Genomic DNA, 24886 nt, shown 5'->3' with positions numbered 1-24886 from the left:
ATCATTTCCATTTCAAAAATATATTTTCTTTCTTATTTTAAATCAAATGAAAACGAATTCCACTTATAACATTAATTATAAAACAATAAAAAGCATATAATGTATTTATTTTATTAAAAAAACAAATTATAAAAACATCTATAGTATATCTTCATTTAGTTTAGGCATAAAACATTGTATTCCTAGTATTTTAAACATGCTATAATCACTGTAGAAACACCAATAAAAACTGGGAGTGATTTATTTGGACAAATTATTTGCAGCAGTTGATGATTATTTTATTGAAAAACTGGTTGAGAATGATCCTATTTTTGATCAAATTTTGGCTAATAACCAAAAATACCAGTTACCTCCCCATGACGTATCCCCTTCTCAAGGGAAACTTTTGTATCTTCTTACGAAAATCAAAGGAGCAAAGCGTATTTTAGAAATTGGCACACTTGGTGGGTACAGTACACTTTGGTTTGCAAAAGCGTTAAGTCACGATGGAGAAGTAGTCTCACTTGAATTTGACACAAAACATGCTGAAGTGGCGAAAGAAAATTTAGCTCTTGCAGGTGTTTCTGATAAAACGAACATTTTAGTAGGTGCAGCTTCTGACAGCTTAGAAAAAATGGTACAAGCTCAGACACCTGCTTTCGATTTAATTTTTATTGATGCAGATAAAGAAAATAACTCCATTTATTTGAAATATGCGCTACAACTCGCACGTCCCGGTACTATTATCATTGGTGACAATGTTGTACGGGATGGTGCTGTTATTGATACAACTAGTTCTGATGGAAGAGTGAATGGCGTCCGATCTTTTGTGGATGATTTGAGCAATTCTTCAAGATTGACTTCGACTGCTATAGAAACCGTTGGTGTAAAAGGTTACGATGGTTTTACTATTAGTATTGTTGAAAAATAAAGAATAAAAAAAAAGAGCTTGGGACGTAAGTCCCAAGAATCTTAAAATAGAAGAGCGAAAATCGTAAAAAATGATTTTCGCTCTTCTATTTTTTAGATTGTGTAGAGAATCATCCTTGTTTATTAGCTTAGTTAGCCTATATTTCCTTAAATTTACTGCCATTAACGCGAATCCAATTTCATTGTGTGTCTGCTGTTTTCCTCGAACAGAGAAACGAGTGAAGCCTAAACAAGCCTTCAAATGTCCGAAAGCTGGTTCGACGTCAATTTTTCGTTGGCGATAGAGTTTCCCTGTTTCTTCTTCTGAAAGCAGCTGTTGAATCGTCGCTTTAAAGTATTCCCAGTTCATGTTCTTTTGAATCTCACGATTCTTGTCACTCTTCGCTTTTGTACATTGTCTTCGAAGAGGACAATTCGAGCAGTCTTCACATTCATACCGTTTTAAATATCGTTTAAATCCATATTTATCTGTACGAATAGAATAATTTCGAAAATTCATTTTCCGTCCGTTTGGACAAAGAAACGTATCCTCTAATTCTTGGTACGGCCAGTTTGCTGGAAGGAACGGATTTTGTTTAAACTTTCTCTTCTGTTCTTTATGATACATGGCATAAGTGATGAGTGGTGTTCGCTCATGATCCTCTAAAACCGCTTGATAGTTTTCTTCTCCTCCGTAGCCGGCATCTGCGACAATATAGTTTGGCAGATCAAAGAAACGCTCTTTTAAGGTGGTTAAAAAAGGGCGGAATGTTCGAGTATCTGTTGGATTTGAGAAAAGATCATAGCCTAAAATATACTGATTGTTCGTGGCGATTTGAAGATTATAACCTGCTTTCAACTGACCATTTTTCATATGATCATCTTTCATGCGCATAAAAGTGGCCTCTGGATCTGTTCTAGAGTAACTGTTTCGTTGTCCTAAAATTTGTCTATGTTTTTGATAAGCGAGTTTTCGCTCTTTAAAGTCCTTGAAAAGTTTCCTTAATTTTTTTGGAACTTTTCGTTTAGAACGAATTGATTTGCGCGTAATTCCATCCTCTGCTTGTTCGATTTTGACTGTAAACTTTTCTACAACCTGCGCTAAATTTTCTTCAATCTTGCCTAATTCAGTGACAGATAATTCCTTTGCGGACTCTCGCTTAATTTCAGGAATAATTTGATTTTTTAACAATTCATCGTAGAGAAAATTTGATTTTTCAGTAAGCTTTTTATCAAAGTTATCAATGGATTTTCTCCAAACAAAGGTGTATTTATTGGCATTGGCTTCAATCTTTGTACCATCGATAAAAATGGCTTCTTCATCGATTAATTGTTCCTTGACTAATTGGCTACGAAACTGGACGAAGCACTCCCGAAGGAGTGCATTCACTAAAGGATTCACTCGAAAACGATTGATGGTTCGATAACTAGGTTGATAACTTTGAGTAAGCCACATCATGCGAATACTGTCTTTCGTCAAGGCTTCAATCTTTCGGCCAGAAAACACGGATTGTGTGTAGGCACATAAAATCATCTTCATCATCATTTTCGGATGATAAGAAGAAGGTCCCATTTGATGATGAAAAGGAAGAAAGCGTTCCTCCGGAATACTTTCAACTAATTGATCAATGGCAAACGCAATATCATTTTTTTCTAACTGAAAACTAAAATCTAGAGGAAGAACAACTTGATTTGTGGTATAATTTTTAAACATAAGAACACCTCGCTAGTTTATTTGTTTAGTCACTTTTATTTTAGCAAAGGTGTTCTTATTTTTGTACAAAAAAATAATCCAGATGCCAATCAATTTGACTGATATCTGGATTTTTCGTTAGGACTTACGTCCCAAGCTCTGATTTCTATTCTTTTAAAGTTCACGACGTCCTTCTACGGCTTTAAGTAATGTCACTTCATCTGCGTATTCAATATCACTACCAACAGACAAGCCATGAGCCAACCTTGTGACAGTGATTCCAGCCGGTTTAATCAAACGAGAAAGATACATTGCTGTGGCTTCACCTTCTGTTGTAGCGTTGGTTGCGATGATTACTTCTTTGACTTCATCATCATGTAGCCTTTGGATCAATGAAGCAATATTGATATCTTCCGGACCAGTCCCTTCCATCGGTGATAATACACCGTGAAGAACATGATACAACCCATGATACTCACGCATTTTCTCCATTGCCATAACATCTTTAGGTTCTTCGACTACTAAAATAATACTACGATCCCTCGTTGTATCTTGGCAAATTTCACAAGGATCTTCCTCCGTAATGTTGCCGCAAATACTACAAAAGTGCAAATCACGTTTTACACTGATCAACGCTTTGGCAAATGCATTTACGTCTTCTTCTTTCATATCTAATGTATAAAAAGCTAAACGAACAGCCGTTTTTTGGCCGATTCCTGGCAATTTCATGTAGCTTTCAACTAGTTTGGCGATGGGTTCTGGATAATGCATAATTTCTAACAATTCCTTTCATAACAAGCATCCACAGAATGATTCTTTTGTTAAGGTAACAAACAGGGTAACAAAACAATGAATATAATTCAAGTCCATTCGTGTCATTTTCTTGTATTTTATCGAGATAGTAACGCATAGTTATTTTAGCATTCTCATGTCTAAGCTGATTGTCTTTCTCTTTTTCATTTTTTACGTAATTCTAAGTTACAACCTTTTTCTACCAATGTATATTCCTTTGCACTTCAGAAAATTCTTCTCGCTTGTGTTTAGTTAAAACCATAGCTCTCAATATCTTTTATAGTTATGGTTTTCATTTTACCACACCTTTCAGTTAAAAATAAAAAAGCTTCCTTTTTAAGATAGCTTTTCGTTCTATAAAAAGTAATTATTATCCTTATTCGATATAGTTGGTATTTTCAACACCATTAAAAATCATTAAGCATCACATTAATATATTACTAACTAAGGCAACAAATAATTTACTACTATAGACCATTTCAACTATTTTTTTCTTAATCAATCCTCCAAATTTCCATGAGCAATAATAAAAATAGCCTTTCCTTTTTTGAAAAGACTATCTAAATAATACTATTTACTCGAAAAAATTATCATGCTCAGTAGTGATAAACTCCATTTTACTCCATCTTGTACCATAAGGAAGATATTCACTACTAAATTTATACTTCTGCTTTCCTTCACTTGTTTTATATACTAGAACAAGATTTCCATCACTAGGTATTGCCTTATCATAATACAACGTTTTTTTATCCCTAACTTTTAACTTAGGACAACTTACAAGACGTGTATCATTTGAAGTAATTTTCAAGTTGGATTCAGATACTGTTAAACTTTGATATATCATTACATCTTTGATTTCATGTGACGACTCATTTATGATAATAAATTTATTATCAACTGGGAAGATTTCTGCATGAAAGAGACGTAGATACTTGTATAAAAATATTGAGAATACTATTACTATAACCATTACGAATAAATTTTTTTTGATTTAAATCCCTTCATCCTATCACCTTTCTACTGATGATAAACGGTTCCCGTAAATCCTGCTCCTGTTGTTGCGATTAATCCTGTACGAGAACTATTCAATTTATACAAACGTCTGTTAAATATCATCTTTACAGTCCACTCAGCCATGTCTTTGGCTACAGGTCTTCTTCCTTTCATACCTAATGCGTGAAGCTATTAAAACTACTGAAGACTATTTAATCCAACAAGCTGGGACAAACCGTTCAATAAATTAATCGACCATCTAAAGAAAATTTCTAACTATTTAAATGAAGCTGATTAGTTTTTATTCTAAAGTAAAAAAAAAGCCGAGACAAATGCTTGAACAGCATTTATCTCAACTTCATTTATCGCTATTCCCTGTCCTAAAATCCAGGCATTCCTTTAGCATATTTCCCCATAGTTGCTTCAGTTTCTTTTTCTACTTTCGTCAATGCATCATTTACTGCCATGATCACAAGATCTTGCAGCATTTCTACATCTTCTGGGTCCACAACATCTTCTTTGATCGAGATGTCTTTCATTTTACGATCACCAGTAAAAGTGGCTGTTACTAATTGATTTGTTGCTTCACCAACAAATTCACGCACATTTAATTCCGCTTGTGCTTTTTCCATATCTTTTTGCATTTTTTGGACTTGTTTCATCATTCCTTGCATATTTCCCATGCCTCGCATCATAACTATCGTCTCCTCTTAATCGTTTATTACTTCAACAAGCGCTTCGCCAAACATCGCGATCGCTTCGTCTACTACTTGATTGTTTACTTGTGCTGCCGGTTCTTCTTCTGTGAGTAAATGATTTTCTTCATTACTAATAGGTCGATCTTCATTTGCTGGATCTCCCGGTGTTTCTTTATTTTGACTGATAAATGACTGGCGTAGCTTTGGCCAGCTTTCTTTTGTGATGCAAACCATATCTGGTGCATAATTGTTCACCAAACGGCTTAAATTATTATGAACTGCTAACTGCATTTCCTCATCTTCCATGGCTCGGCCACAGACGATTTCATACTCAAATGCAATGACTATACCATTTGGACTAGCTGCAACTGGCTCACTTGCTTTGAGCATAGCTCTTTGAGTCACAGACATCATTTGCAATAGATCATCCCAAACATTTTTTACGTTCAATAAATGATCTTTTGTCGCTTCATTCAACACTTTGTACACAAGCTCAGTTGGAATCCGTAATGCATTTTTACTACTTGTAGCTCGTACTGCTTTAACAGGTTCCGCTTCTTTGGCCACAACACCAGTTTTCTTCAACTCTGTTAATTCTTTTTGCAACTGTTCGATTTGCTGCTGTAATCCGCTGATTTCAGCTGTTGAGATTGGTTGTACCTCATCCAATATTTCTACTGGTTTTTTAACATTTTTTGCCAGCTTAACAGTTGCTACTTCTAGATAAATATTCGCATTGTTCGTAAAGCGGATATCATTTTGAGTATCACTTAAAATTTGGATCAATTGGTAAATTTTCTCAGCTGCAGTTTGACCTGCTATTTCTTTGAATTTTTCTGTTAGATTTCCGACTTTTTCTGCTAAAAGATTTGGTGCTTGCTGAAACATAAGTAAATCACGACAATATAATAACAAATCTTCTAAAAATCTTCGTGCCTCTTTACCAGAGCTAAGAATAGTCTCTAATTGTTCTAATGCTTGTTCAACGTCACCTGTTACACAGCTTGAAATATAGTGATCCATCATTTCATACGTTAAACTACCAGTTACTTGCATCGCATCTTTTAATGTAACTTTTTCATCGCTAAATGAAATTGTCTGATCCAAAATACTTAAAGCATCCCGCATCCCGCCTTCAGCCGCTCGTCCGATTACATATAAAGCCTGCTCTTCAAAATCAACATCGATCTGTTTTAGAATATAGCCTAGATGATCCACAATATCTTGTGTACTGATTCGTTTAAAATCAAAACGTTGCGTTCTTGAAATAATCGTTAACGGAATCTTATGTGGCTCTGTTGTCGCTAAAATAAAAATAACATTTTGTGGTGGTTCTTCTAATGTCTTTAATAACGCATTAAAAGCCCCTGTCGACAACATATGTACTTCATCGATGATATACACTTTATATTCAGCTTGTGTCGGCGCGTATTTTGCTTTATCACGGATATCACGAATTTCTTCTACCCCGTTATTGCTCGCCGCATCGATCTCGATTACATCATTCAAACGTCCTTCTGTGATTGCAACACAGGTTTCACATTCATTACACGGTTCTCCATCTACGCTATGTTTACAGTTGATTGCTTTAGCAAAAATTTTCGCCGCACTTGTCTTTCCTGTTCCTCTTGGGCCGGTAAACAAATAGGCATGTGAGGTTTTCTTTTGGATGATCGCATTTTTTAACGTCTGCGTGATTGCTTTTTGTCCAACAACATCATCAAAACGCTGTGAACGCCAAACACGATACAAAGCTTGATAAGCCATAATTTACCCCTCCCTCGAAATTTCACTATATTCTATTATACGTGATTTTTATGGATAAGGCATTAAAAAAAGCGAACTCATTAAAAAATTCTTTCAAAAAAAGCCCCGACTCCTGTCAGGACTTTCTTTATTTATTAAATATGAGTATCTGTTTCTTCTTTTTTTATTACTCCATCGTTCGCTCGGAACATTTGATTGTAACGTTCTTCGTCTTCTTGATTGTCTCTGATCACTTTTGAAAGTGTAAAAGAGGAAGAAATCAATCCAACTGATCCCATCAAATAGTAGCCTTTAACCATTAACGGCTCTTTTAATGTGTATAACCCAATCAACATCAATGCCACGAAAAAGGCAAATGATCCCCAACTTAGAAAGACAAATGCAGGTGTGTTTCTGTATGCTTTCTTTTTCATAATTCTCTCCTTTAAATATAATAATACTTTTTTAGTATAACATTACTATTTATTAAATGACAATCATTATTTTAATTTCAAAAAAATAATTAAATTGGAGAATTAATTCAAATAACAGATCAAACATTTAAATAAGCAATATCTTTAGGCAAAACTAATCGTCTTTTATCGATATATTTTCGTAGGTCCGTAATATTTTTAAATGACGGGATGTCTTCTACAATCATGTTGACCTCTTCTGCTACCGTTTCAATTGCATAATTTGACACATACAAATCATAGTTTTGATCAGATCCGCCCACTAGCTGATCATAAAAATGACTCTCTTGGACAAAAAGATTAACCTTGTTTCGAAAGTTTTCTTTCAGAACAGAACTCAGTAACTGAGCATGCTCCTTCCCCAAATCGCTCAAAACCAAAACAGATAATTGATGCCTCATTTCATCTGTAAGTTTGCTAAGGTCTTGCCAACGGATTGCCATTTCATGAAGAATACTATCTAAATACATACTTTTCCATGGGAATTTCATTTTATCTTCCAACACACCTAATGCTTTTTTGACAACCTCTGTAAAAACAATAAAGTTCTGTTTGATTGCTCGGCTAGAATATAAGTAACGATCATAGACCATAAATTTTTTATAGGGAAACATCTTGTGTTTTGCATAGATGTACTCGATCAAACGAACAATACTTACTCTACTTTGTTCTGAAATAGAGATAGAAAGTGCTTCTTTAATTGTCGTCACCAAATTTTCAGCTTGATGAATAACATTTAACTTCTCCTGTTCATTATCCCAACCAAAATCCCACCAAAAAATAGAATAACAAAAATCTTCATACCAATTATCAGGAAGAACGACATTTAATGGTGCTGCAATCTCTTCTACATCAGCTTGATACTTCTTCACATCAATCGTCGTTTTTACAAAGCTATTGATTGGATCTTTTCTATTTTGAATCAAAAATCCTTGCCTTTCTCTAATAATAGTAACAGCAATTGAATACGCTAAATGGACGATTTGACTATCATTCAATTCTAGTTCGAATTTTTTATTGATCTTATTCGACAACCTAAAGACCTTCTCTCGATCTAGATGAAATGGCCATTCTCGAATTCCATATACCTCAATAAAATAGCAAGTAAAAAAATAGCGAATCTGTCGTTCGTCTTTACCATGAACAAAATAAGGCGAACGACTCATTTGAATATTGCGATCTTTTAACGCTGAACTAATTATATTGGACAAACGATATAAACTAGAATTGCTTAAAAATAAATTTTTCTCCCAGAATGATGCAGGCTGCATGGGATCAAAAAAAATTGACTCTAATAAGGAAAAAGCATTTGACTCTTGCATAATTTCAATATAAATTTCATGAATTGAACGATGTGGCGAAGTGATCAAACGGATACCATGTTTTCTTGACGTTTCTATCGTCAGATAATCTGACCAGCGATCTTCTATGTACTGACAATCCAACATGATCGTTTTTTTTGAGCAATTGATACTTTCAGCTAAATAATCCGAGGTGACCCAGCTTTTTGGTCCATTTAACAAGTTCAACAACAAGACTCTTCGATGCATAGATGGTGATAATAATCTTTCCATTTTGTCTCCTCTTTTCACCTTTTTTTATTTTTCTTCAAATTTTTCCAGTAGTTAAGATTTTTTTGAAGAAATCCCTATTTAACAATAATTATAGCATCTTCCTACCCTTTTTTGAACTAAACCAAAGCGCAACTCAATTGGTTTATTTAAAAGTGGGTCTTATTATAAAAATATAAAAGCGCGGATTTAAAATTTATCGATAAATGGAAAATCTCACCACAATTTTTGGAGGGGTTCTACATGAAAAAAAACACAATTAAACACACCATTCTCATTGGCTTCATCAGCATTTTAGGCATTACTTTATTTATTGGCGGCTATATTTTCACTGACGCATCCAATAGAGCAAACAACAATAATAGTGCAACAAAAAAAGCGAACGTTACTTTAGTTAAAAACGTGCCAACAGACAAAGAATTAGTTAAACTAGCAACTCCTGTAAAGCAAAAACAAGCGAAAGAAAAAATTGTTGCCGTGAATGCCACTAAAGATACTGTTGCACCAACGATAAATGTACCTGAAGAAACTGTTGAACAAAATGCTCAAGTTAATATCTATGAAGAAGTCACTGCTACTGACAATAAAGATGGAGATGTCACAGAAAAAGTAACCGCAAATCAAACGCTAGATACCTCCGTTGTAGGTACACAAACCATACATTTTACAGCTACTGATACTAGCGGAAATACTGGTGCTGCAGATAGAACATTCCACATTGTTCCAAAGAGTGAACCAACAACTACGCCAATCGTGCAACAAACGCCTGTAGAAGAAGCTCCTACGCCTGTTGAAACAGCTACAGATCAAGCTGCACCTATCAGTGCACCCGTCGCTCCAGCAGAGCCTTCATATAGCGCAATGACGCTCACTCTAAACGGTCAAACGATTCCTTATCAAAATGGCGGACAAGGGAGTGGACAAAGTATAATTGATTCAAATCCTGGGGGTGTTGCCTCAACATGGGGCGGTGCAGCTGTTCAATCTGGCGATGATGGACAAAACACACATTTTATCGGCCATAATCCAGGTGTATTCTCTACTGTTTTCTCACTAGGAGCAGGCAGTCAAATTGTTGTAACCGACGCAAATGGTGCGCCTACAACTTACACAGTTCGTACATTGTTACAGTTAGATGACTATGGAACTGAAGTAGGAACAGGAACCAACTATTGGGATCTTACAGTAGGCACCGGTGGAGGAGAACGTATCACCTTACAAAGCTGTGTTAATGATGATATCAACTTATTTGTGATTGCTTATAAATAGTTTAAAAGAGCATCAACGAGGACTTATCTCGTTGATGCTCTTTCTATAAGTTCTGTGGCAATCGTTATTTTTCTTGCTACAGGCGCTTGTTCATGAATGATTGAAAGAATCGTCTCAACAGCCAATTCTCCCATCCATTCCGTATGAATTTTTATTGTTGTCAACGGGGGACTAACATATTTTGCTACACTGATATCGTTAAAACCAATCACTGAAATATCTTCTGGCACCCGTAAGCCTACTTCCTGAATCGCTTTTAGAACACCTACTGCCAAAGCATCACTGGAAGCAAAAAAAGCACTTGGAAAATCATTTGGATGTTGGCTCAAAAATTGTTTCATCAATTCATAACCAGAAGAAACAGTAAACGGACTTTTTAAGATGTATGCTTCATTAAGCAACTTTTTTTGTGCCAACATCTCTTTAAAAATTAGTAACCGTTTATCTTCAAGTAACTCGTGACTTCCTCGAGTATATTCTTCTCCAGCAATTATACCGATTTCTTGATGGTCATGCTGGATAAGATAGTTTAAAACAGATGACATGCTTTGATAAAAATCAATGACTAAAGAATTATAGCCTAAATCCAATGCGTCAAAATCCACAAATAATAAATTGGCATTCATTTCAACTAAAGAATCAGCTTGCTCTTTAGTAAACTTCCCTAAAGCAAGAATACCATCTACTTGCTCATGATCTAGCTCTTCTAAAGAACGTTTAATCAGCTCGAGCCCCAATTCTTCTGCCTTCTTCTCAATACCTAAACGAATAGAGAGATAATAAATATCTTCTAACTCTTCGACTTCGTCGTACCATTGAACCAACATGATTTTACCCTTAGCAGTTTTTGTATTTTTTTTATGTTTCGTGTAATTTAACTCTTCTGCCGCTTCAAAGACTTTTTGCTTAGTTTCGATTCCGACCGATAAATCTGGATCATAGTTCAGTACTCTAGAAACGGTAGCTGGCGAAACTCCTGCTAATTTTGCGATATCTTTGATCGTTGCCATCTTTTCACCTGCCTTATTTTATAAACTGTCAATAAATCGTTTAAAGGCTGCTTGTCCTTCTGGTGTTCGCTTATAAACCCCAGCATCAGCTAAAACTTGAGCAAAAATTTGTCCTACTTCCTTTTGAATAAGTTCTTTTGCATTTTTTTTATTAAAAGAATAGATTTCTTTCATCTGATCTGCCCATTTTTTATGGTAATCTGCAATCTGATTTTCTTTTTCTAAAACATATTTTTCTACTTCTTCCAATTCACTACCTAGTCGTGGGGGCAATACTGCTAAGCCCATCACTTCGATCAAACCAATATTTTCCTTTTTAATATGCTGAACTGCTTTATGAGGATGAAAAATTCCGTCTGGGTATTCTGTAGAGACATTGTTATCACGTAAAACTAAATCCAGTTCAAATAACTGTCCTTTGCGACGAGCAATCGGCGTAATAGTGTGATGAGGAGTTCCATCTTCTGAAAAAGCTCGAATTGATACGTCTTCATCAGAATAATTACGCCACTTTTCTAGAATCAACGATGCCGCTTCAACGAGGTCTTCTGAATTTGGGCTTTGCAAACGAATCACAGACATTGGCCACTTGACAATTCCTGCATTCATTAGAGGAAAATCGCTCAACTCAAAATATTGTTCGATTTCTGCTTTCTCCATTGGGAAAACATGTCGTCCAGCTTGATAATGATCATGGGTTAAAATCGAACCACCTACAATTGGTAGATCCGCATTAGAACCAACAAAATAGTGAGGTAATACTTCAACAATTCTAGTCAAGCGACGAAATGTTTCTTTTGAAATAACCATCGGACGATGTTCTTCAAACAAAATAATCGAGTGTTCATTGTAGTAAGCATATGGTGAATACTGAAAACCCCAGCTCTCTCCATCTAAGTTCATCCGAATAATTCGGTGATTGGTCCTAGCTGGATAATTAGTACGTCCTTTGTAGCCTTCGTTTTCCATGCACAAGACACATTTAGGATAATCCACCTGTGCTGCTTGACGTTCAGCAGCAATTTGTTTAGGATCTTTTTCGGGTCTTGATAAATTGATCGTAATCTCAAGCTGGCCATATTCTGTTTCTGCTGGGAAAACAATATTTTTAGCAATTGCTCGAGTTTTGATGTAATCATTTTCTTGACTTAATTTAAAGAAATAATCAGTCGCATCAGCTGGATCTTTTTCATAATGTTGCGCAAAAAGAGCGTTCACCACTGAAGGTGGAGGTGTGAGAAAATCCATCAACTGTGCTTCAAAAATCTCTAAATCCATTGCTTCTTCTTTAACCGTACCATTTGCTACTGCTTGAGCCACTAATTCATCCAACAATTCTAAGGATGTCTTTTTTACGACTGTTGGAGAAATGGACTCTAATGATTCTTCACCGATCATTGCAAGTACACGATTTTGTAAATAAAGACGATCCAACTCCATCCAACCACCAGCTTGAATCGCTAAGGTTACAAAATCAGTAATAGTTTGACTAATAGACACAACATTTCCTCCTAGTTTAAAAGCTTAACAGGCTCATTCGGAGCTAGCCTGCGAAGCTAGATAAGTTTAAAAGCTGAAAAAGCTCATTCAGCCTTGACAGGAAAAAGATAAAAAATAACTGAGACTCTCTTTGGCTCATTTATTTTTTATCTTTTCCCCAAAAGGCTAGCTCTTGAAGCTAGATAATGCGTGGTAACAACGTTCCGCTTTGCTTCACCTTATACTGTAACAAAATTAATTATTCATATCCTTTTGGATGACTGACATGCCAATCCCAAGCCGTTTTGATAATCTGTTTGATATCTGTGACTTGAGGCTGCCAACCCAAAATTGTTTTGGCTTTTTCACTTGAGGCTACCAGTTTACTTGGATCGCCTAAACGACGAGGTAATACTTTGGCCGGAATTTCTTTTCCAGTCACTTCTCTAGCTGCTTCAAGCATTTCTTTAACCGAATAGCCAGTATTACTGCCTAGATTGAAAATATTGCTTTCGTTGCCTTTTTGTAAATACTCCAACGCCGCAATATGAGCCGCAATCAAGTCTTCAATATAAACATAGTCACGAATACAAGTGCCATCTGGTGTATCATAATCATCACCATAAATTCCTAAATACGCTCTTTGTCCTAAAGCTGTTTGCAAAATGATGGGGATCAAATGAGTTTCTGGATCATGATCTTCACCAATAGAGGCATCTGATTTAGCCCCAGCAACATTGAAATAACGTAATGCAACATAACGCATACCATAAGCTTCGTCACACCATTTCATCATTTTTTCCATCATTAATTTGCTTTCGCCATACGGATTTTCTGGATTTGTGGGCATCGTTTCTACGATTGGCATCTCTTTAGGCTCTCCGTAGGTAGCAGCCGTTGAAGAGAAGACAATATGTTTAACGCCGAACTCCTCCATTACTTCCAATAGGATTTGGGTTCCGTAGACATTGTTATTGAAATACATCAATGGTTTTTCTACCGATTCACCAACTAGTGAACTTGCAGCAAAATGAATCACACCATCGATCTTTTCATTTTTGAACACATCCTGCATAAACACTTTATCTCGAATATCACCTTGATAAAATTGAGCTTTTTTATGAATTGATTGTTTATGACCCGTCTGAAGATTATCAACAACAATTACCTCGTACCCTTTATTGACTAATTGATATACTGCATGAGATCCGATGTAGCCAGCTCCACCTAAAACTAAAATAGACATGTTACTGCCTCCTTATCTGAATGTATCAGAAATTAAAATCTATTTTTTTAACGTATTCTTTATTCTACAGCTTTCTTGCTCCATCATCAACATTTGCAATATAAAAATCTGCCGGATAGCCAATTTTTTCTTGATAGGTTTGTCCTACTTGTTTAATAAAATAATCCATCTCTGTTTCTTTGACTAAAGCAATTGCACAACCGCCAAATCCGGCGCCTGTCATTCGGGCCCCTAAGACACCTGGGAATTTCTGTGCTTCCTCTACTAATGTATCCAGTTCAATTCCAGTTACTTCATAATCATCTTTTAAAGAGGCATGTGAATCATTCAACAATTGACCAAAACTTGATAAATCTTTTTCTGCAAGGAATTTTTTTGCTTTAATTGTTCGCTGATTTTCAGTGACAGCGTGTTTTGCTCGTTTAATCAAACATTCATCTGCAATGACTTCTTTATTTTGCTCAAATCGTTCTACTGTTAATTCTCCCAAAGATTCAATCGGAAAAACACTTTGTAAACGGCTCAAAGCCAATTCACATTCTGCTCGACGTTCGTTATATTTTGAATCCGCTAGTTCTCTACGTTTGTTTGTATTCATGATTGCAATCGCATACTCGCCAAATTCTGCTGGTACCAATTCGAAATCGAGTGTATTTGTATCTAATAAAATTGCATGATCTCGCTTCCCCATACCGATCGCAAATTGATCCATGATTCCTGAATTTACCCCAATAAATTGATTTTCTACACGCTTACCAGTGACCACCAAGTCTAGCATTTTAACGTTTAAAGCAAATTGATTATTTAAAATAACTCCAATTAATAATTCGATTGAAGCTGAGGAAGAAAGTCCTGCTCCATTTGGGATCGTGCCATAAAAAAGAATGTCCAACCCTTGATTGATTGCATAGCCCTGTTCGATCAGGTAATGGATCATACCTTTAGGATAATTCGCCCACGCATCTTCTTTTTTATATGCTAAATCATTTAAAGAAAGTTCAATAATTCCTAATTCTGAAAAATTTTCTGAATAAAGACGAAACGTTTGATCTTCACGTTTTCTAGCTACCCCGTACGTTCCAATCGTAATGGCTGCTGGAAAAACATGACCACCATTATAATCAGTGTGTTCTCCAATCAAATTGATTCTTCCAGGAGCAAAATAGATTTCTTTTGACTCTGTTCCAAATACGGAATGAAATCGTTCTTTCAATTCGTTTTCCACGTTTGTCACCTCTTGCTTCATTTTAGTAAATTAATTATAAAACATTTACTAAAAATTTACAACTTTTTTTGTAAAACGATTACATTCCTTTATAACCTTTCCTGATAATATCTTAGAAAAAAGGAAAATTCTACTTTTCTGACATAACTAATTGAACTTTCTATGCTTTTACTACAATCTATTGGATTTTTTTCTTACTTTAGTACATAATGGAAGTGTCTAAATAACTGAGAGGAGAATGTATATGAAAAAATTTATTTCAGGAATGCTTGTGGGAACAGCCGTAACTTGCGCTGCTGTTGTCGGATTTGCAGCTACTATCAAAAAAACTGTTCTTGATCCAATCGAAGAAAAAGAAGATATGATTGAGGAAAACCGTAAAAAAGCAATGCGTAAACGTATTTCTCGATAATACGAAAAGCGCAACAATCCCGCTTAACTCTAACAGAAAAATAGGAAATCCTGTTTGTGATGCTTTTTATCACGATCAGGATTTATCTTTTTTCCGAAGAGTTGGTTTGTGTAGCTAGATCATGAAAAGCGGCATAAACTCTCTAACTCTAATTAAAAAACAAAAGAGAAACAACAGTTCAATTGTTGTTCTCTTTTGTTTTTAGTTTACCTTCAAAAATAGTTTGGGCAATCACATCTGCTTCCCTTAGATTCCATGGATCAGTTCCAGGTCGAGAAGTAGCTGCTGTTAACCAATGAATTCCTTCTGTTGGAATACCATAACAAAATAATCCACTAATAACTTCACCTGTTTTTGACTGTATTTGATTCGTTTGTCGTTCTACTAAAAGTGCACCCGTCTGATAGATTTCACCTGAAGCTAAGTTCAATTGATGTAAACAGGCCGTTTCATCTCTTAAAAGTTGCTGTACTAATGGATTTAAACTGAATTGATTTGCCGTTTTCGGTAATCTTGCTTCAATTAAAAAATGAGTTTTATATTTTTGAATCGGGTCTTTTCGAGAAGAACCAATAAACCAACCTGCATCTGTTGCTATTTCCATTTCAGGGCTAAGAAGCGTTACGATTCCGGCTTTAATCAACGCTTTCAACTCTGCTATTCTTTCTAAAGGAGGACCGATTGATAAAAAGGCATTCAGCGGAGTGAACCAATCCCACAGCCATTTTTTATACTCATCATTTGTAAATAATTCATGATCCATCATAAAACGAACTTCATCTCGCAAATCTTTCAAACTATCTAATGCCGTTGCAAAAGGTCCTAAGATTGTGCCTTTTTTTGCCTGTTCAAAATCCCAATGCAAATAATCGCTAATAAATTTCTGAAAAGAATCTACTGCTTCCACGCTCTGATCTGGATGTTGCAGCGCCGACCAGTCCCAAAAGTCTTTTTGAAGAATACCATATTTTGCCAAGACCGAGTCAGCACCTTTTGTTCGGATAAATTCCTCATTGAAACGAGTCTGATTTACTTTGGGATAATTAGTAGTGATCAGCGCTGAATAATAAGCAAATTCTACTTCTTTTTTTAATAGTTCAAAAAATTGCTCAGCCGAAAAATTGCCTTTTCTTTTAAACTTATTCAAACTTTTTTCTTTTAGAAAACGCGGCTGATATTCTTCGCCATACCCTTTCTGATTTACACCTCTAGCATGGTAAGGAATGCCTCGACCAGATCCTGCAATAATTTTAGGTTCTTTTCCAGAAGGATAGTAAATAAGTTCTCCGTTTTGCTCTTTAAATATGCCTCCACGTTCGCTCGTTAGCAAGTTAAGATAATCGAAAAAAACCAACCCTAATCCTCTGATTAAAACTGATGTATTCTCTGTGATTGCTTCAAGATAAGCATCTGCTGCATTTTTAGGAGAGGAGTAAAATAAGCGATGCTCACTAGCATAATGAGCTAACTCTTTTTCGTTTCCAGTTAGTTCATTTTCTTGATGCCCTAATGCTAAGATAACTTTATCCACCGTTGTCTCTACTGCTTTGGTATAAACTAAAAAATTTTCATCCTGCATTTTTACAGCTCGAACCGTATCTTTAAAGAATTTTACCGATGTCTGTTCAGTCATTCTCATCTGAATATATTCATAGAACCATTTTTGATATAACCCATAAAAGACTCGGGAACAGTGATCATTTGGCCCTAAGTTTTCGCACTCTTCCAACAATGCCACCCTATTTTCAAAATTGTGTTTCTTGATAAAAGCGATAGCTTCTCCTTGTGCCCATTCATATAAATTGGGCCCCTTTGCTATAGGACCTTTCGTACTTAACGTTTCATCTGTAAATAAAGTGACGTGGGAAGCAACTGAATTCATTAACAAAGATAATGGCTGGTCTTCTCGCCAGACTTTACCTCCTGGTCCATAAGGATCGAACATTGTAATTTGAATCACCTGTTCATCTCTTGACCACTCAACAATTCTCTCTAAAACAGAAAGCCCGCGAGGACCACCGCCAACAATCGCGATTTTCATTTTCTTCCCCCTTTTTACCTATTTTCTTGAGTTAATTTTACTCATTTTTTTCTAAAACTTCTTTTAATACTCTCGCATTATTATGCACTTCATCCTTTGCACTATAAATCAGCGTAATCACAGGATACTCTTTTATAATTTTTAAAAGTTCTTGAAATGCAACAAGTGTTTCACCCGATTGTAATTCAGTCAGATATTGTTCTTTGAATAGAGGAAATTTATCTGGTTCATGATTAAACCACTTTCTGAGCTCATTACTTGGCGCAATGTCTTTAAGCCATACATTCAACTGTTCTTTTTCTTTTGACATTCCTCTAGGCCATAAGCGATCGACTAATACACGAAAACCATCATCAGGACTTACATTTTCATATGCTCTTTTAGTTTGAATCATGTTTGTCACCTCCTCTTTATTTTATCCTAATTGATAAAAAAAGAAACGATTTACGATTTTTATTCAGAAACAAAAAACACAGAGAAGTAAACGTTGTCCATCTTTCGAACCGTCGTTTCTCTCTGTGCTTTATTGATTAAGCATTTTTCTTTTTCGTTTTGCCAGTCCAGCCTTCATAGCCGCCCTTTAAAATATAAAGATCTTTATAGCCATTTTTACGCAATTGATTTGCTGTACGAATACTTAATGATTTTTTTTGATCATAAATATAGACAGGTTGATCCTTACGAATTGAATTCAACGTTGTTTTGATCGTTGTATAAGGCATGCTGCGCGCACCAAGAATATGGCCTGCATCGAATGAGTCTTTTTCACGAACATCAATGATTTGCGCTTTTCTCATACCTTCTTTAAATTCTTCTTCTGTAATCGTTTTGGCAGAGCGTTTTGCCATGATTCTAAGGTATAGCTCATTGATCCCCATTGCTAATAAAATTGTTAATAAAACACCGTTGATAATCCATAAAACGTTCATTCTAAAATCCCTTTCTTACTCTTTCTCCATGAATTGTAATGCAAGTGAGGCAGCACCGATAACGCCTGCTTCATTGCCTAACTCAGCAAGTTTGACTTGCGTGCTAGTACGAACTTCTGGGAAAGTAAATTCTTCAAAATAGTTTTGAACACGACTACGTAAAAACTCACCAGCAGCAGAAACTCCGCCGCCAATTACCACGCTAGACGGATTCAAGGTATTTCCTACATTACCGATTGCAAGTCCTAAGAAATAGCACACACGATCCACTACCATCAAAGCAAATGGATCATCTGCTTTGGCATAGTCAAAAACATCTTTACTTGAAACATCTTGGCCATCATCAATCGCTTGTTTTAGCTTAGAATCACCTGCATATTCTTCTGACATATGTCGAGCAACCCGAACAACTCCTGTTGCACTGGAAACAGTTTCTAGACACCCCCGTTTACCACAAGTACATTCAAAGCCACCAGGATCAACTGTTACATGACCAATTTCACCAGCACAGCCGTTAACACCGTGTAATAAATTGCCCTCTGCAATAATACCACCGCCAACGCCTGTACCAAGTGTGATGAAAACAACATCTGGATTGTTTTCACCAGCGCCTTTCCAACGTTCACCTAAAGCGGCCACATTGGCATCATTATCTAAAACAAAAGGAATACCCGTTGCTTCTTCGATTTGTGCTTTTACATTTTGTTTTTTTGTCCAGTTAAGATTATAAGCCCCGACTACAGTCCCTTTTTTAATATCGACACTACCTGGAGTGCCCATGCCGATCCCGATAAAATCTTCATGTTTCATCTCATAAAGAGAGATTCGGTGATTGATTGATTCGATGATATCCGGTACGATATGACGGCCTTCATCCAGAATATTGGTTTCAATACTCCATTTTTGCTGAACATCTCCGTTAGTTGTTAAAATCGCAAACTTAATCGTTGTTCCGCCTAAATCAATCCCAATCAATTTCTTATCCATTTACTCGGTTCCTTTCTCAGTTGCTCTGCTTTCTTCAATTCGATGTTCTCGTTGCAAAACACTTCTCGCATGGAGGTAAGTGTCTCGATCAATTAAGTGACCTTCATAAATATTTTTCAATTCGATCATCATCAACTCGATATCATAAATTCTAGCACCTACATAAATGTAAATACCGAACTGTTTAAATAACTGCTGCACATCATATAGCGTTTCCATTAAATGCACTTCCTTATTATACGAGAGGCTGAGAAAAAAGCGTTTAACTCCGAGAAATAAGAAAAAATTCATAGAAATTGCTTTTCAAATTTTTATGAATTTCTTCTTATTTCCGAAGGAGTTGCATTTTTCTCACCGTTTATCCAGATTAGAGTGAGTGAAGCATTGCTTCACTCACTTCCTTATTATACAAGTAAACCGAATTTTTTAAAACCCAAGACTAGGCAAACACCTAACAAAAATACGAAAATGATTCCAGCTATGATTCGTTCGTGGATATTGAACTCTTCTGAACGATCCGGTACAGCTAAAGCAGATGCTACTAAAAGCCCTCCAATCAAGCCACCGATATGGCCCATGATATCAACTGAACTGCTAAATAAATTAAAAATCAAGTTGATACCAATAAACGTTGCATAACGCTGAACCATAAATGAGATCGCCGGATTATTTCTAAAATGACGACCTAAGATAATAAAGGCGCCAAATAAACCAAATAGAGATGTACTTGCACCCGCTGAAATACTGTTTGGGGAACCAAAAGTAAAACTAATAATATTTCCAGCTACACCACTCAGTAAATAGATAAGAAGATAACGCCAGTGACCATAAACACTCTCAACTTGTGATCCTACATAATACAATGTCACCATATTTACCACAAAATGCAACCAACCGATATGCAAAAACATCGGAGTAAAAAAGCGCCAATATTCATGTAAATAAAGAATCTCGCCTCGTGACATCGCTCCCCAGTTAACCAAAACCTGCCCGTTTTCTGACCCACCAGTCAGTTCCATCCCTAGAAACACAATCGTCGTGATTACAAGTAACAGATATGTCACTAACGGTTGTTTCAATATTCTTTTTATTTTCATTTGTGTTTGATAATTCATACGGTCCTCCTAGCTGATAAATAATCGTTTTACAGGTAAATCGAAAGATTCTGGCTGCCAATTTTCCTGAATTTGTTCACTGAATACCAAACTGCACGTTTCACCATGATAATTTTGAAGAAAACGATCATAAAAACCTCCACCAAAACCAATTCGAAACCCCTCATGCGTAAACACAATCCCCGGTACTACTAATAAATCGATTTTTTCAGCAGCTACAACTGGTGCTGCCACCGGTTCAGCCACACCAAATGCGGTCTTTTCAAATTTAGTTTCAGACGTTACAGAGTGAAACGTCAGCTGCCGATCACTGCCAGTGATCGGCATCAACACTTGTTTTTCTTCCAGCAAACCTTTATCAAGCAAAATATGCGTATCAAATTCAAAGTCTAGTGGTTTAGTGATTGCGATCGTTTTTGCCTTTTTCCAATAAGGATCATTGAACAAAGCTTGACTAATGGCTTGTTCTTTTTGCTTTTTTAATAGTGGATGCTCATAAAGCCATTTTAAGTTTGTTAAACCTAATTTCCTTAACCGTGCTTTTTCCACATGCATCCCTCCACACAATAAATCGCTTTGATTTTCACTTAAATACCTTTTTAACCTTACCTTGTAGTTTATAGAAAAAACCACTAAATAGCAAACAGATTTCTAGTCTTTTGCATCAGAATCAAGTCTTTTTTGTAACCAAGCACCGATTGCTTTATAGACTTCTTTTTTTTCATTTTCCAATAAAATTTCATGGCGCAGTTCTGCAAATAAAACAAGTGAAACATCCTTGATTCCAGCCTCATCCAATTCTTTTGCGACCTTTCTAGGCCCTTTACCAAAATCTCCTACTGGATCTTGTTCACCGCTGATAACCAAGATTGGTAAATCCTGATCGATATTCTGTGCCCAACCATCGCGATTCGCTCCATCAACTAAACGGAATAACGTATAAAAACCATTATTCGTGAAAGTAAAACCAGTTAATGGATCCTCTTCATATTCCCTTACATTATCTTGATTTTTACTTAGCCAATTAAAACTACCTGTTTCTGGAAATTGTTTGCTAAAAGAACCAAAGGCCATATGATCCAGCCATTTATTTTGTTTTTCTGGCGCCGTTAAATTTAATCCTTTAGTTAAAGAAAGAGCTAATGGGAGCATTGCAGCATTTTTACCCGTTCCCATAAAAATAGCACCACTGATTTCCGATCTATATAATTGTAAATAATTACGTAAAGCAAATGAACCCATACTATGTCCCAACATAAAATGCGGTAAGTCTGGATAATTTTTCCCAATCCATTCTTTGACCTGATGAATATCTTCTAGTACAAAGCTAACTGACTCTCCTTTGCCGAAATACCCATGTTTTGGTTCATCTTCTGTAACAGATTCACCGTGCCCTAAATGATCATGACCTACAACAATAAAGCCTAAATCATTTAGATACTTGGCAAAATCATGATAACGTTCAATATATTCCGCCATTCCATGAATAATCTGGAAAGTTCCGATTGCCTTACGTTCAGGCTCCCAGCAGATAAAATGACTCGTTGTTTTTTGATCCGATGACAAAAAAGTATTGTGCTTCATATTCTTCCCTCTTCTCAATTGATAGTTTTTATTATAAAGTATTCTTACGTAAATGAAATAGTCAAATGTTCAATTTTTTATTATTGTTCCTTTTATGAAAGAACTGGAGGAGAAAAATGAAAATTCAAATTATCGGAGCATCTGGGACAGGGAAAAGTACCTTAGGAAATTATATAGCCGAAAAAGAAAAAGTGAAGTGGATCGATACTGATTGTTATATTTGGAAAGACGAGACCTTTTCAGAAAATTATCCAATCGATCAGCGACTAAAAATGTACGCCAACGATTGGGAAAAATACAATCGATTTGTTGTTTCTGGCTCTGTATTTGCATGGAATCCTACTGGCTTTAACGATCGAGATTTATTGGTTTTTCTCACTTTGGATGACAAACTACGATTCCAACGCCTAAGACAACGAGAGATAGAGAGGACTGGTGAATCTTCTTTGTGGTTAGACATGCACGGAAATCAAACTAATGACTTTTTAGATTGGTGTAAAACATATTATACTGCTAACGATCCATCCAAAATTGGAACATTTGCGGAACATACTTACCAAATGAACCATTCTAGTAGTCCTGTTTTAAAAGTAAACAGTGATCAGTCCTTAGAAGAACTTTACCAAACAATCATGCGGTTCGTAATAAAATAGCAAAAAAAGCCTTTTATGACACGTTTTTTAACAAAGGTCATAAAAAGCTCTTTCTTATTCTTGCGGCTGTACTGTAATAACAGGATTCACCGAGTTCTCCACTGTGATTTCTTCGGTTCCGTAACGTTTACCTAAAACATACTTCGCTATGTGGATTGTACGATCGCTCATCCGTTCTAAATTAGAGGCCGTATCAATAAACAATACTCCATCGGCAGCACGACCTTTGCCGCTATTCATAATCAAAATGTATTTTTTACGGAGTAATTTAACCATTTGATCGATTTTTTCTTCCCGAGCTAACATATGCTCTGCCATTTTTTTATCATCATGCTCAAAAACAATCAATGAATCACGGATATTCTTCAATACTTTTTCAAATAAATCTACCACATCTTCATCATATAAAATCAACGTGTCTCGATCTGAAACTTTACCAGCTTTTTTTTCTTTGGCTTTTTGTTTTTTTTCAAGATGGATCGCTTCATTAAGATTTTGAATAATATTACGACAATGATCGCCAATGCGCTCTAAATCTTTTGTCAATTCTAACATCATAGTTTGTTCATGACTTTCAGAAATCGTCAATTCTGTAGCTGAAAGCTGGACTAAGTATTCTGTCAAACGGTTGTCCATATCATTGATTGCCGTTTCATACTGATTGGCATTTTCTTTATCGATACTATCTTGTTTTTCATAATATGCTTTCGTTGCTTCAAAAGCTCCTAAAACATAATCCCCCATCTGTAATAACTCGATTTTAGCTTGATTCAACGCTAAGGTAGTCGAGCTTTGTATGATCGATTCATTTAAATTTGAGGGTTTAAAATCAATACTTTTGTCTTTTCCTGGAATGATTTTTCTTACAAGCAACTCTATTTTATCAATAAACCAAAATTGAATCAGCAAATTAGAGATATTGAATAACCCATGAGCAACGGCAATCTGCATTGCTGGTTTTAGCTGTAACACATCAGAAATACGGACCACAACTGCTGTAAACGGCGTTAAAAGTGTTGTGAAGATAATTGCTCCTACTAGATTGAAAATCACGTGAGACGCTGCTGTCCGCTTAGCAGCAACACTGACCCCCAAAGCAGCAATAACTGCTGTGATCGTAGTTCCTATATTATCCCCAAACAAAATCGGTAATACAGACTCAATTGCCAAACTACCTTGACTATAAAGCTGCTGTAAAATCCCAATTGTTGCACTAGAACTCTGTAAAACCATCGTAAGCAATGTGCCGATTCCAACACCTAGCACCGGATGATGCGAAACATCTACCATTAAATCAGCAAACTGTGGTAAATCACTCAATGGAGCCATCCCATCACCCATTAATTTTAGCCCGTAAAATAAACAACCAAATCCAAATAAAATTTGTCCGACATTATTCACTCGTTCTCTTTTTGAAAAGAAAAGTAGGATCGATCCAACACCAATAATCGGTAATGAATAGGAGCTTAGATTAAATCCAATAATAAAAGCTGTAACTGTTGTCCCTACATTTGCCCCCATGATGACACCGATTGCTTGGCGTAAAGACATGAAGCCCACACTAACCAATCCTACAGTCAATACAGTTGTACCTGAACTACTTTGAATAATAGCCGTAACGATTAACCCAGCCAAAACTGAGCGCAACGGTGTAGATGTAAACGTGTTTAAAATTTCCCTTAATGAATCACCTGCAGACTTTTGCAGACCATCCCCCATATACTTCATACCAAATAGAAAAATCCCTAATCCTCCGAGAAAAGGAAATAACATTTCTTGATAGGACACACTTTTTCCTCCTTATTAAAACCAATGCAGTTTACTACGATGCTCATTCTTAAAAATTGAATAAGAACTTCCTTTTAAGAGTACAAAAAAATAAGCACCTTGTAAATAAAATGTTGATATTTCTCACTATAATCTTTGATAATTCGTATATTCAAACAAACAACAATAACTGATTTAACTTGTTGAAAATAGTTCATTACTAACCATTTTTAAAAGCATTTATAAAATGTAAGCATTACTTTTTCAAAATAATAGAGAGCACGAAACAAAACTAAAAATCAGTTTTGTTTCGTG

Annotated in this window: 23 protein-coding genes; 4 read left to right on the top strand and 19 right to left on the bottom strand. The window is 35.8% G+C overall.

From position 1 onward, the window contains the following. Window positions 1–244 precede the first annotated feature (244 nt). A complete protein-coding gene (locus tag IGJ02_RS03960) occupies window positions 245–910 on the top strand; it encodes an O-methyltransferase (RefSeq protein ID WP_430603387.1) in 666 nt (221 codons plus the stop codon). Here the strand turns inward: IGJ02_RS03960 and IGJ02_RS03955 are convergent. The 6 genes from IGJ02_RS03955 to IGJ02_RS03930 form a co-directional block, all read right to left on the bottom strand. Then, on the bottom strand, window positions 830–2602 hold the full coding sequence (locus IGJ02_RS03955) for an IS1182 family transposase (RefSeq protein ID WP_430603386.1): 1773 nt from the start codon (window positions 2600–2602) through the stop codon (window positions 830–832). The genes IGJ02_RS03960 and IGJ02_RS03955 overlap by 81 nt on opposite strands. Window positions 2603–2755: 153 nt before the next feature. Then, window positions 2756–3352 (bottom strand): recombination mediator RecR, encoded by a 597-nt coding sequence (recR, locus tag IGJ02_RS03950; protein ID WP_010760516.1) that lies wholly within the window; start codon window positions 3350–3352, stop codon window positions 2756–2758. 1394 nt (window positions 3353–4746) lie between these two features. Beyond that, window positions 4747–5061, bottom strand: coding sequence for a YbaB/EbfC family nucleoid-associated protein (locus IGJ02_RS03945; RefSeq protein ID WP_010760514.1), 315 nt, complete (start codon window positions 5059–5061; stop codon window positions 4747–4749). Between the two features lie 15 nt (window positions 5062–5076). Continuing rightward, window positions 5077–6831 carry a DNA polymerase III subunit gamma/tau gene (dnaX, locus tag IGJ02_RS03940; protein ID WP_430603385.1) on the bottom strand — a complete coding sequence of 585 codons (1755 nt, stop codon included), beginning with the start codon at window positions 6829–6831 and terminating at the stop codon, window positions 5077–5079. A 134-nt stretch (window positions 6832–6965) separates the two neighbouring features. Further along, a complete protein-coding gene (locus IGJ02_RS03935) occupies window positions 6966–7244 on the bottom strand; it encodes a YiaA/YiaB family inner membrane protein (RefSeq protein ID WP_010760512.1) in 279 nt (92 codons plus the stop codon). A gap of 119 nt (window positions 7245–7363) precedes the next feature. Beyond that, a complete protein-coding gene (locus IGJ02_RS03930) occupies window positions 7364–8857 on the bottom strand; it encodes a helix-turn-helix domain-containing protein (protein ID WP_430603384.1) in 1494 nt (497 codons plus the stop codon). 240 nt (window positions 8858–9097) lie between these two features. Here IGJ02_RS03930 and IGJ02_RS03925 point away from each other — a divergent pair, with 240 nt between their 5' ends. After that, window positions 9098–10123 (top strand): immunoglobulin-like domain-containing protein, encoded by a 1026-nt coding sequence (locus IGJ02_RS03925; protein ID WP_430603383.1) that lies wholly within the window; start codon window positions 9098–9100, stop codon window positions 10121–10123. Between the two features lie 23 nt (window positions 10124–10146). On the opposite strand, the gene IGJ02_RS03920 is transcribed toward IGJ02_RS03925, so the two are convergent. The 4 genes from IGJ02_RS03920 to IGJ02_RS03905 form a co-directional block, all read right to left on the bottom strand. Continuing rightward, a complete protein-coding gene (locus IGJ02_RS03920; RefSeq protein WP_430603382.1) occupies window positions 10147–11133 on the bottom strand; it encodes a LacI family DNA-binding transcriptional regulator in 987 nt (328 codons plus the stop codon). Window positions 11134–11151: 18 nt separating this feature from the next. After that, on the bottom strand, window positions 11152–12633 hold the full coding sequence (galT, locus tag IGJ02_RS03915) for a UDP-glucose--hexose-1-phosphate uridylyltransferase (protein WP_430603381.1): 1482 nt from the start codon (window positions 12631–12633) through the stop codon (window positions 11152–11154). Between the two features lie 238 nt (window positions 12634–12871). After that, the gene (galE, locus tag IGJ02_RS03910; RefSeq protein WP_430603380.1) at window positions 12872–13858 is read right to left on the bottom strand and encodes a UDP-glucose 4-epimerase GalE; all 987 of its coding nucleotides are present in this window, start codon (window positions 13856–13858) and stop codon (window positions 12872–12874) included. A gap of 64 nt (window positions 13859–13922) precedes the next feature. Continuing rightward, a complete protein-coding gene (locus IGJ02_RS03905) occupies window positions 13923–15083 on the bottom strand; it encodes a galactokinase (protein ID WP_430603378.1) in 1161 nt (386 codons plus the stop codon). Between the two features lie 244 nt (window positions 15084–15327). On the opposite strand from IGJ02_RS03905, the gene IGJ02_RS03900 reads away from it, so the two are divergent. Beyond that, window positions 15328–15495 (top strand): DUF3042 family protein, encoded by a 168-nt coding sequence (locus IGJ02_RS03900; RefSeq protein ID WP_010760505.1) that lies wholly within the window; start codon window positions 15328–15330, stop codon window positions 15493–15495. 178 nt (window positions 15496–15673) lie between these two features. On the opposite strand, the gene IGJ02_RS03895 is transcribed toward IGJ02_RS03900, so the two are convergent. From IGJ02_RS03895 to IGJ02_RS03860, 8 genes are all read right to left on the bottom strand, one after another. After that, complete coding sequence (locus IGJ02_RS03895) at window positions 15674–17536, bottom strand: FAD/NAD(P)-binding protein (protein ID WP_430603376.1); 1863 nt, start codon at window positions 17534–17536, stop codon at window positions 15674–15676. 37 nt (window positions 17537–17573) lie between these two features. Beyond that, on the bottom strand, window positions 17574–17930 hold the full coding sequence (locus IGJ02_RS03890; protein ID WP_430603374.1) for a DUF488 domain-containing protein: 357 nt from the start codon (window positions 17928–17930) through the stop codon (window positions 17574–17576). A gap of 136 nt (window positions 17931–18066) precedes the next feature. Beyond that, window positions 18067–18465, bottom strand: a complete 399-nt coding sequence (locus IGJ02_RS03885) for a rhodanese-like domain-containing protein (protein ID WP_010760502.1) — start codon at window positions 18463–18465, stop codon at window positions 18067–18069. Window positions 18466–18480: 15 nt separating this feature from the next. After that, complete coding sequence (locus IGJ02_RS03880; protein WP_430603373.1) at window positions 18481–19452, bottom strand: ROK family glucokinase; 972 nt, start codon at window positions 19450–19452, stop codon at window positions 18481–18483. Next, window positions 19453–19671: a YqgQ family protein gene (locus IGJ02_RS03875; protein ID WP_010760500.1), complete on the bottom strand. Its 219-nt coding sequence runs from the start codon at window positions 19669–19671 to the stop codon at window positions 19453–19455. Window positions 19672–19856: 185 nt separating this feature from the next. Beyond that, window positions 19857–20567 (bottom strand): rhomboid family intramembrane serine protease, encoded by a 711-nt coding sequence (locus tag IGJ02_RS03870; RefSeq protein ID WP_430603371.1) that lies wholly within the window; start codon window positions 20565–20567, stop codon window positions 19857–19859. Window positions 20568–20576: 9 nt separating this feature from the next. Continuing rightward, entirely contained in the window at window positions 20577–21122 is a 546-nt protein-coding gene (locus IGJ02_RS03865; protein WP_244875451.1) for a 5-formyltetrahydrofolate cyclo-ligase, read from the bottom strand. 96 nt (window positions 21123–21218) lie between these two features. Beyond that, on the bottom strand, window positions 21219–22151 hold the full coding sequence (locus tag IGJ02_RS03860; protein WP_430603370.1) for an alpha/beta fold hydrolase: 933 nt from the start codon (window positions 22149–22151) through the stop codon (window positions 21219–21221). Between the two features lie 116 nt (window positions 22152–22267). Here IGJ02_RS03860 and IGJ02_RS03855 point away from each other — a divergent pair, with 116 nt between their 5' ends. Next, window positions 22268–22804 carry an AAA family ATPase gene (locus tag IGJ02_RS03855; protein ID WP_430603369.1) on the top strand — a complete coding sequence of 179 codons (537 nt, stop codon included), beginning with the start codon at window positions 22268–22270 and terminating at the stop codon, window positions 22802–22804. A gap of 54 nt (window positions 22805–22858) precedes the next feature. Here IGJ02_RS03855 and IGJ02_RS03850 read toward each other — a convergent pair whose 3' ends face one another. After that, complete coding sequence (locus IGJ02_RS03850; RefSeq protein WP_430603368.1) at window positions 22859–24592, bottom strand: Na/Pi cotransporter family protein; 1734 nt, start codon at window positions 24590–24592, stop codon at window positions 22859–22861. Window positions 24593–24886: the final 294 nt, after the last annotated feature.

The sequence above is a fragment of the Enterococcus sp. DIV0724b genome (assembly GCF_050531475.1).
GTDB lineage: Bacteria > Bacillota > Bacilli > Lactobacillales > Enterococcaceae > Enterococcus_L > Enterococcus_L haemoperoxidus.
The sequence above is the reverse complement of the archived record's forward strand: the minus strand, read 5'-3'. Positions and strand labels throughout refer to the sequence as shown.